This window comes from Psychrobacter piechaudii, from assembly GCF_900162825.1.
In the GTDB taxonomy this organism is placed as follows: Bacteria; Pseudomonadota; Gammaproteobacteria; order Pseudomonadales; family Moraxellaceae; genus Psychrobacter; species Psychrobacter piechaudii.
In genome coordinates this window covers 1-10,408 of the sequence record NZ_FUGE01000020.1, presented here as the reverse complement: position 1 = coordinate 10,408, position 10,408 = coordinate 1, and the positions used below count along the sequence as shown (strand labels likewise).

At 42.3% G+C, this 10,408-nt stretch carries 7 protein-coding genes and 1 pseudogene; 3 read left to right on the top strand and 5 right to left on the bottom strand.

Annotated features, from left to right (window positions below):
* Positions 1-573 (top strand): IS630 family transposase (locus A1019T_RS00260; RefSeq protein ID WP_143514047.1); only part of this gene is annotated, 573 nt, incomplete at its 5' end.
* A 658-nt stretch (positions 574-1,231) separates the two neighbouring features.
* On the opposite strand, the gene A1019T_RS00255 is transcribed toward A1019T_RS00260, so the two are convergent.
* From A1019T_RS00255 to A1019T_RS00245, 3 genes are all read right to left on the bottom strand, one after another.
* Positions 1,232-2,779, bottom strand: a complete 1,548-nt coding sequence (locus A1019T_RS00255; RefSeq protein ID WP_077449914.1) for an OmpP1/FadL family transporter — start codon at positions 2,777-2,779, stop codon at positions 1,232-1,234.
* Positions 2,780-3,048: 269 nt separating this feature from the next.
* Positions 3,049-4,434, bottom strand: a complete 1,386-nt coding sequence (locus tag A1019T_RS00250) for an OmpP1/FadL family transporter (RefSeq protein WP_077449913.1) — start codon at positions 4,432-4,434, stop codon at positions 3,049-3,051.
* 276 nt (positions 4,435-4,710) lie between these two features.
* Positions 4,711-4,959 (bottom strand): SlyX family protein, encoded by a 249-nt coding sequence (locus tag A1019T_RS00245; protein WP_077449912.1) that lies wholly within the window; start codon positions 4,957-4,959, stop codon positions 4,711-4,713.
* Positions 4,960-5,168: 209 nt separating this feature from the next.
* Here A1019T_RS00245 and A1019T_RS00240 point away from each other — a divergent pair, with 209 nt between their 5' ends.
* Both A1019T_RS00240 and A1019T_RS00235 read left to right on the top strand, forming a co-directional pair.
* Positions 5,169-7,133 carry an ATP-binding cassette domain-containing protein gene (locus A1019T_RS00240; protein ID WP_077449911.1) on the top strand — a complete coding sequence of 655 codons (1,965 nt, stop codon included), beginning with the start codon at positions 5,169-5,171 and terminating at the stop codon, positions 7,131-7,133.
* Positions 7,134-7,413: 280 nt separating this feature from the next.
* On the top strand, positions 7,414-8,418 hold the full coding sequence (locus A1019T_RS00235; RefSeq protein WP_208608004.1) for an LpxL/LpxP family acyltransferase: 1,005 nt from the start codon (positions 7,414-7,416) through the stop codon (positions 8,416-8,418).
* Between the two features lie 125 nt (positions 8,419-8,543).
* Here A1019T_RS00235 and A1019T_RS00230 read toward each other — a convergent pair whose 3' ends face one another.
* Together A1019T_RS00230 and A1019T_RS13485 are read right to left on the bottom strand one after the other, a co-directional pair.
* Entirely contained in the window at positions 8,544-10,226 is a 1,683-nt protein-coding gene (locus tag A1019T_RS00230; protein WP_095532543.1) for a calcium-binding protein, read from the bottom strand.
* A 101-nt stretch (positions 10,227-10,327) separates the two neighbouring features.
* Positions 10,328-10,408, bottom strand: a pseudogene (locus A1019T_RS13485) (RNA-guided endonuclease TnpB family protein); the annotation flags it as partial.

Sequence of the window (10,408 nt, the reverse complement as noted above, 5' to 3'; positions counted from 1 at the left end):
AACTTCCTTGAGCAGGTAAAGCAAGTTCTACCTGATGGTGTTGATATCAAGCAAGTTGATATATGGTTTCAGGATGAAACACGTATTGGCCAACAAGGCGCTATCACAAGGGTTTGGCACTATAAAGGACAAAGACCTCGAGTCGTCAGGCAACAGCAGTTTGAATCGACTTATCTGTTTGGTGCCTTTAATCCGGCGACAGGTGAGAGTGTTGGACTTGTTCTACCCTATGTGAATAAGCAGGCCATGGGATTGCATATGGAGGAAATTAGTAAAGCTGTTCCTGAAGGTCGGCATGCCGTGGTGGTTATGGATGGGGCACTATGGCACCAACCAAGTTTGGATCAAGACAATGTGACCATGCTTAAATTGCCTCCCTATTCACCTGAGCTTAACCCTGCTGAACAGGTATGGCAGTACCTTAAACAGCATTGGTTATCTAATCGCTGTTTTGAGAGTTATGATGCGATTGTCGATGCGGCATGTGACGCTTGGAATGCATTGTGTAATGAGACTAAATTAATTAGGTCTATCACTCAGCGGGAGTGGTGCAACTTGAGTGTTATTTTTTAGAATTGGTATAAGATGTAGAGCTACCATCAGATCCGCAGGACGCCAGTATGACTGAGGTTAATAAAACAACGCTGTATTTTAGGGGGGTTCTTAGTTTTTTCGTTATAGCATCTGCTGAGCTTGAATGACCATTAGGCGACATTCGACTTCCTCCATGAAGAATTAAATTAATCTAAAACTCTAATCCATTAGAATAATATTATTTAAAATATCTTAATAAAAATATAGAGAAATTTAATATTCTATAAATAAAAAACAATTACAAGTTAAATATACGTGAAACTTAACTTATCCTAATATAACAACTAACATTAAAAACTTAACAATAGTTTGGTGATAAGTATGACATTAGCGCTAGACACCGATACTAATGGCATGTAGAAAATAGCTTTTATCAGTTCACACCTTGTTATTAATGTAACCAGTAGCAAAATAAATTGACCGTATTGACCCCACAATTGCCTAAATCGCTCTACTGACTACTAATAACATTCAAAAATAGTGATTTTAATAATCATCTAGTCGTTTTCTAAAGAGCCATCACCCTAATTTAGACACAAAAAAACCTGTAAATTGAATCTCAACTTACAGGTTTTGATTTCAATATACTTCTAAGCTTGTATCAGCTGTTTAAACTGATAAAGTTACAAACCTAAAGTTATTTGTCTTGGTAAGACAGCTTAACAGCTACAATGTAACCTTCGTTGTCTTTGAAGTTAGAGACGATATCACCAGTAGGTAGTGAACCTTTTGCATCACCGAACCATAGGTATTTACCACCTGCAGATACTGCCCAGTTCTTAGTCACATCATATTTAGCACCCAAGCCAACACTGTAGTAACCCTCAATAGGACCTAATGATGATGTTGGATCACCGGCACCACTATCCCAGCCGATTGATCCTGATACCGCTAAATTATCTGCTAGACGCTTACCTAAGCCCAGTTCTACAACCCATTGATCATCACTATAGTCGACTAGAGGTACTTGGGCTGCCCCACTATATACTGGTGGTGAAATATTAAAGTCGCTCCATGGCACCCAGCGAACTTTGGCCGTTGCTAATGTGGTTGGGTTGATACCCGTTTGGAAATCAAAGTTTACAGACTCCGGCGTTGTTACTTCAAATTTATTATAGCTTTCTGGATTTTGACCTCTGATTGCAAGTGCAGGGAAGTTCTCATAAGCTGCTAAAGAGTGATCAATCTCCGAACGATAAGTTAAGGCTGCTTTTAGAGCAATTTCTGGCTTACTATAAGAAAAACCTAACAAGTAACCATAATCAATATCCGGAGCAACATGGGCGTTATATCCTGTAGCGTTTTGATAGGCATTACCACGTAATTTTACATCTGCTTTTAAGCGCTGTGCTACTGGACCACCATAAATCTGAAATTGATTGTTTGCACCAAACTTCGCACCACCAATCAAAGATAGCGTATTAGAGCGAACTTCTACATTCGTTGCTTCATCAATACTTAGAAGATTCGCAACCGCATCACGTGCACCTTCAGCGGTTAGAGCATCTTTCTTGTTTTCTGCAAGAAGATCTTTAGCATCAGATTTCGCATCTTCACTAATTAAATTACCCAGTGGACTATTCAACAGACCTTCCGTTTCTTGAAGTTTTTTATTGGTCGCTTCTACCAGTTGATCATAAGCGTCCAAGGATGGTGCTGATGCTAAGTTCTCATAGTTTGCAACAGTTTCATTTAAACCATTCAAGGCAGTATCATAAACAAGGCCATCTAGTCCTTGAGGGTTTTTACTATCTATCAACTCTTCTACTTTAGCAATTTTAGCTTGGGTATTAGCTATTGCTTGTTGGGCTACCTGTTGAATAGCACCTGCGCCAACATCACCTGCTACCCCTGTAAACTCGTTATCACCTCTATATTTAGCAGCAGCTCCCCATGGCTCATCATATAATACACCCACACTGAATCTATCATTCACATCGGTTTTTACACCATAGCGGAAGAAGTCATAAGCTTCAGCAATGTCACCGGTTTTATTGCCTTTGTTATCAACACCCGTAACATCAGCATCTATATAGGTATACACAGCTTCTGCATAGGTACCATCTTGAAAAAAGGCAGTGGTGTCTTGGCCTGAGCGGTCAAGGCCGGCGGCGTGAGATAAACTAGCTAAGGGTAAGGTTAAAAGAGCAAGCGTAAGCTTAGAGATAGGGAAATTTTGTGACATTTGGAATCCTCCATGAAAAATTAATACCCAAATTTCTACTCTCATAGACAACTATGACGAGTTTGAATATTTGGCCATCCTGTGCCAGGAATACGGTATATTCTAAAATCAATGTCGTTATATTACAAGTGTGTAATACAACGTATATACTTGTATTAATAATAGTTAATATTTCATACTAAAGCAACCACCCTTTTTGGAGTTTTTTCACAATATAAAAAAAAGCAGCCCATGGGCTGCTTTTTTATAATTCGAAAAAAATCAAGTCGTTACTTATCTTGATAAGATAGCTTAACACCCAGTGCAAAACCGTCGTTGTCTTCGAATTTACTTACGATATCACCGCTAGGAATTTGACCTTTGGCGTCACCAAACATTAAGTATTTACCACCCGCTGATACTGCCCAGTTTTTAGTGATGTCGTATTTCGCACCAAGACCCACACTGTAGTAACCTTCGATTGGACCTAGTGAGGTGACTGGGTTGCCCGCGCCACTGTCCCAACCTACCGTACCAGATACAGCAAGATTGTCAGCCACACGCTTAGCCAGACCTAGCTCAACCTGCCACTGGTCATCATCATATGACACTAAATCTAAGCCCTTAGGAAATCTAGCTTTTGTTGCTTCATTATATAGCGGTGGGGTAATCGCAAAGTCATTCCAAGGCACCCAGCGTACTTTAGCAGTTGCTAATGTGGTTGGGTTAATACCGGTTTGGAAGTCAAAGTTTACTGATTCTGGAGTAGTCACTTCCATTCTAGTATCTTGTTGAGGATTAGCCCCTGTTAGAGCAGCTAAGGGCATAAACTCTGATGCTGTTACACTGTGATCAATCTCAGAGCGATAAGTTAACGCTGCTTTAAGTGCAATCTCAGGTTTACTGTACTGTAGACCTGCAATCCAACCGTAATCAGTATCTGCGTTAACATTCAAATTATAGCCTGTTGCAAGGTCGTAAGCATCGCCACGTAATTTTACATCAGCTTTCAGACGTTGAGCGACTGGGCCCCCATAAACTTGGAACTGTTTATTTTGACCAAATTTCATACCCATTAGTGCTGTTAGACTTTCACTACGCACTTCAACTTTAGTAGCCTCATTATTTGCAAGTGTTTGATCTAAAACACCTTCAAGGCCTTGTAGTTTCTGTAAGCCTTCTGGCTTAGCTAAACCCTGGTCAACAAGACTACCTACAGTCTGAACATACTGTTTAAAACCTGCGACATCTGTCACATCTTCTTGTGTCAGAGGATTCTTAATGCCTTGTGAAACAATAATCCCATTAATAACGTCAGTTGGCGCACCAACAAAAGAGTTGTCACCATGGTAATCAGCAGCAGCGCCCCATGGCTCATCATACAACACACCAATACTGAAAGTATCGTCGATGTCTGTTTTTACACCATAGCGGAAGAAGTCATAGTCTTCAGCGATGTCTTTAATTTTTTTACCTTTACTGCCATCAGCGTTTAAATCATGGCCAGTTACATCGGCATCAATATAAGTGTATACAGTTTCAGCATAGGTACCGTCTTGTAAAAAGGCAGAGATATCTTGGCCAGAACGGTCAAGACCAGCAGCAGAAGCAACGCTTGCAACAGATAAAGCAGCAACGGCAGTAACAAGAGGTTTGATAATAAAAGTAGAGCGCATTAACTTCTCCAAAATTCCATTTATAGGATGGGCACTAAAGTTTTATGATTAGGCTTTTCACTAAATGTGAAATCATAAAACAGAGGGATAGACACTAATTACTGTTGGGTTACATTTCAACCACCCAATAATTAATTACCGGCAATACTACTTAAAGAAGAAATAAATTGCAACACTTTGATATATTTATAATTATTTCCCACACAAGCGCTTCTGACTTTTCATTAACTCACTTAAACCCGCTATGAAGACAGAATAAATCCTAAGCTGCGGCTATCAATAGTGTGGGGGTACTTCTGAGGCGGCATCAAAAGGCGCTATACCTGAGTCACTGACTCTATTTAATTGAACATACATTAGCTGCAACTGACGCTGCATATCTTGAATTTGCTTATCTTGTTTGGCAATTACTTGATCCAAACTGTCTACCGTGAGCTCTAAGTAGGCCACATTAGACTGTAAATCGGCTATTTGCTGCTTTAAGTGATGAAGACTCTCACTTGAGTTCTGTGCTGAATTTGACATGGATTTCTTCTGAATATATAGATAAAAGAGGATGAGGCCCTACCCTTGTACAAAACCTAATGACTTTAAACTCATGACATTAAATAAGCCAAAAGGGAGGCTAAATACGATGACAGGTTATGATTCGCTGTCTGCGTGATATACTGTACTCAATTTTAACATGTAGTAGTTAAGAACATAACTTATAAAATAATGGTAATGATACATATATGGCACTTATCAATTTAAAAAACATCCACTTAGCCTTCGGTGTTGCTCCTATTCTTGATGGCATTGATCTTAGTATTGAAGCAGGAGAGCGCGTCTGTCTGATTGGACGCAACGGAGAGGGTAAATCCACTCTGTTTAAGCTTATTGATGGCAGAATCGTCCCAGACAGTGGTGAGATCATCATCAATAGCAGTGTCAAAGTTGCTATGCTTGAGCAAGATGTACCAGAGACCAGTGGCCGTATCCTAGATATCGTTATGGGCGGTGACAAAAAGACTGCCGAGTTATTGATTGCTTATAATAAAAAAGCCGATGAGTGTGCTTCAGGTGATATGGACGCTTGTGAAGCCATGTCTAATCTTCAGCACGATATCGATGCAGCTCATGGCTGGGACCTAGAGCGTGAAGCCCGTCAAATTATTACTACCATGGGACTAGATCCTGAAGATGACTTATCTTCCTTGTCTGGTGGTCGTAAGCGTCGGGTGCTACTGGCCCGCTCTTTGGTGATCAGGCCGGACATCCTATTGCTTGATGAGCCAACTAACCACTTAGATGTAGCAAGTATTGAATGGCTAGAACAGTTCTTAAAAGACTGGCAAGGGCTGACCTTATTATTCGTTACCCACGATAGAGCTTTCGTTGATAAGTTAGCCACTCGCATCATTGAGCTAGACCGTGGTCAGCTAACCAGCTATGACGTGACTCAAGGCGCTGGCGGTTATGCCCGTTATCAAGAGTTAAAAGAGCAGCAACTGATTGCCGAAGAAAAAAACAATGCCAACTTCGATAAAAAATTGGCCCAAGAAGAAGTCTGGATTCGTCAAGGTATTAAAGCTCGCCGTACCCGCAACGAAGGCCGTGTGCGTGAATTAAAGCAACTGCGTGAAGAGCGTAGAAAACGCCGTGAGCAAGTGGGTAACGTGAATCTCACCATGACCAGTGGCGATAAGAGCGGTAAGCTGGTCTGTAAAGTCAAAAACTTACACCTTGAATATGATGGCAACGTATTAGTAGACGACTTTAGCACCACCATTATCCGTGGAGATAAGATTGGTATTATTGGGTCTAATGGAGCAGGTAAAACCACGCTTATTAAAGCCATTTTAGGTGAGTCAGATGACCAAGTTATTCAGCGCGGTACGGTTACTCTAGGCACCAACTTACAGATTGCTTTCTTTGATCAATTGCGCGACCAGCTAGACTTAGAGGCCAGTGTGGCTCAAAACGTCTCTGAAGGCTCTGACTTCATCGAAGTCGGCGGTAAAAAGACTCATATCATGAGCTACTTACAAGACTTCTTATTCGCGCCAGAACGTGCCCGCACCCCAGTCAAAGCTTTATCAGGGGGTGAAAGAAACCGCGTTCTACTAGCGAAGCAATTATTAAAGCCTGCCAATATTATGGTACTCGATGAGCCGACCAACGACTTAGATATGGCGACACTTGAGTTACTAGAAGAGTCGGTAGCCAGCTTCGATGGTACCATTCTGCTGATTAGCCATGACCGTGCCTTTATGGACAACGTGGTCACCTCAACTTGGGTATTTGACCAAGATGAAGAAGGCAATGGCATCGTAAAAGAATACGTGGGTGGCTATCAAGATTACTTAGTGCAAAAGCAGCGTGAAGACAGCTTTAATGCTAAGGCTGCAGCGACTGCCAAAGCCGATAACAGTAAAAAAGTAGAGAAAAAAGAGACAGCCGCTACTGTAACTGCTGCTGACAAAGCGCCAACAGCCCCTAAACGTAAGCTTAGCTATAATGAGCAAAGAGAACTTGATGAATTACCCAATCAAATCTCTAAGTTAGAAGAAGAACAAGCCGATCTTCAACAAAAACTGGCCGATGGTAGCTGGTTTACCACAGATTTAGAAGCTGCTACTGCTGCTAGTGAAAGACTGGCCGCGATAGATGAAGAGCTTATGATGAAGTTAGAGCGCTGGGATGAACTTGACAGCTAACGACTGTCTTGTAGTTGCTGGTCTTACTGGTTACTGAGTTGTTACCTTCGGGTTAGTTGGATTAAAGTCGGCTGATCAACACAGCCGACTGGCCTCACTCTGGTGAAATTTTATGAATACTCCCTCCTCTCCTACTGGCGGTCCTAAAAAACAGGAGTCTAACAAAATTCCTGTACAATCCTCCGTTCAGCACTATACGCCGCAAACAGGACCTAAGCCTGATTCGATTCAGGCCCCTGTAAACTCTCAACCTCCAAAGCCTATTCCTATCCCAAAAGGCATGCCCACCATTACCGAAAACCACAAGCAAACTTCTGTTGCAGAAAAAAAGCCTTTTAAACTGGCCTTTTTAGCACCTAAGTACTGGGGGATTTGGCTGCTACTGGCTTTGGTATTGCCACTTATTTATTTGCCTTTACGAATCCAGTTTTGGATTGGGCGTAAGCTTGGCATAGCGCTTTATCATTTGGTAAAAAGTCGTAGAAATGACACCTTAGTCAATCTTGAGCTTGCCTTCCCAGAAAAGATGGCCGCAGACCGTGAGCTTATGGCCAAACAGGTCTTTGTTAATCAAGGTATCGGTGTATTTGAGACCTTGTGTGCTTGGTTTCGTCCCAATATCTTTACCCGTACGGTTTCTATTTCTGGATTGCACCATTTGGTTGAGGCCAAAAAACAAGGCAAAGCGGTACTGCTCTTAGGTGGTCATTACACCATGCTGGATTTGGGTGGTCGTTTATTTGCTCAATTCTCAGCCATTGACTGTGTTTACCGTCCACAAAATAATGAGCTACTTGACTGGTTTATTTATAATGGCCGCCGTCATATCTTTGATGAACAAATTGACCATCACAATATGCGTAAGCTGGTGAGTCGTATCCGAGAAGGCAGCGTGGTCTGGTATTCTCCCGATCAGGACTATGGGCTAAAGCATGGAGTCATGGCTCCTTTTTTTGGGGTGCCTGCTGCCACAGTAACTGCGCCAAGACGACTGGCTCGTATGGGAGATAAGTCAAACCCGCCAGCCGTTATGGCATTGCATACTTATAGACAGACCCCGGATAATATTCCTCGGGGCAAGCGCCCACACTATCACCTTAGTATCACGCCCGCCTTAGAGGACTACCCTACCAAGGATGAAGTGGCGGACGCGACTCGTATTAATGAGGTTTTAGAAAGCTTGATTCGCATTGATCCTACCCAGTGGATGTGGTTCCATAAGCGCTATAAGAATGGAGAGGAAGGTCGCACTTCCTACTACAACAGAAAAACACCTAGTAAATAGTGCTATTAATAAGTAGCGCTATTAATAAACGGTATAAAAAATCTAGAATAAAAAAGACGCTCCTATTATAGAAGCGTCTTTTTTTACATTTTATACGGGCAGATTATTATCAAAAGTTGTGCTGATTAGATAATAACTGAAGAGTTTAGGACATCGTCTACCGCGTCTACCGTAGAGTTAAGGACGGTCAAATAGTCGGTTGAGTTAAGAGTAACCAGCACATCATTTTTGGCTTGAATGGCATTGGCTGCTAAATCCGTAAAGCTTTGGAATAACGAGGATGAAAATTCAATAACATCGTTATAGCCGATATCATTATTGAAATCCACAATGGTATCAGAGCCGGCATTATTACCGATGACGAAGGTATCATTACCAATGCCGCCGATTAACCAGTCGTTGCCTGCCCCACCATCTAGGCGGTCATCCCCTTCGGCACCATAAAGTTTATCATTACCCGCCAGTCCGTATAAGGTGTCATCGCCTTGTCCGCCATGCAAGGTATTGTTGCCTTTGGTACCGTGGATAGTGTCATCTCCTTCACGGCCAAACACGATATTACCTGTTAAGCTATCATCACCGTCACTACCCTCGGTGTGCGATCCATAGCTTTTGCCTTTACTAAACCATTTAATCACCGGACGGTTATCAATTAAGCCGTTACTGCCAATGTCGTAATTGTTCAAATGACTGGCGATTTCTTTTTCAAAGCTAACCGCTTCCACGTTATCGGCTTCAACCAAGTTAATGCCATCTTTATCTAGGAAGAATAAGGTATCATCTTCCATTTTGAAGACATTCCAGTCATTACTTCTGCCTGCAACACGAACTTGGTCATGGCCTTCGTTGCCATCAATATGGTCAACCCCGACCCCAGCTTTGATAATGTCATTGCCTTTACCGGCATCGATATAATCAAAGTTACTACCGCCAGCGATTAGATCATCATAAGCACTGCCCACAATAAAGGCTGAGCTGCCATAATGGCTTGAGGTATGTGACTTATCATCTTGCACCCAAGTAGTCGCTCGGCTTACCGCGGTTAAATCTGCCACAATCACTGTGCTGTCTTGTTTGGTATGCTCATAGAAAGTGGAATTACTAATGCGGCTAATGGCGTCTGTGGTAATGCCATTAATGTGAGCATACCAGCCGGTGGGGATATTTAATAAAGAAAATAGGCTGACATCCCAAATAGGCGAAGCGTACACATCGTTAAACAACACCACGTTGTCAGTTGAGCTGCTAAAGTCTTTGTCTGGGTTAACCAAACCAAAGTCGGCCGCCTTAATAGCATCTAAGATATTCGACTCACTACCGGTAATACGGTGCACCACATCGTTTTCATAACCAAAGTTTAAAATAACATCTGGGTTGTCATAGATGGTGGGGACAGCAAAAGCCATGTAGTCGGCCTCTTCAAAAAAGCCATCCGCCAACACTTCACGCTCAGCAGCAATCATGTTAGTAACGGCAGCACCGGCACTATAACCACTAATCAATACATCACTACCGCTTAAACCATTGGCCACAGCGAAGTCTTTTACTATCCCTAAAATTGGCTCTAATAAAGCAATGCCTTTGCGGCTATTAAAATCTAGATAATCTAAGACATCAACCAGATTATTGGTACCAGAGATGTTGAGGTTAATACCAACCAACTTGCCAGCGTCATCATATTGACCGAAGATAAGCGCTTGTGGCCCGCCCTCAGTTTTACCGCTAAACAAGCTGTCAATCTGAAAGTAACCTTCTCTATCTACCAAAGACTCACTTACGCCCAAGTCGCTTGGGTCAGCTGAGCCCAACCGTCTGGGATACCTACATTGGTATCATTGGGGAATAAATCACCGGTTAAATTTCCGACAAGGTTTAACGCATCTGCACCTGGTTTGACCTCCTCCCCTCGCTAAACCGAGGGGATTCCTACAGCTAGACGGTCAAGCCCGACCGCAAGGATGTTCTTAGCAGCATTGATATCTCTATCATG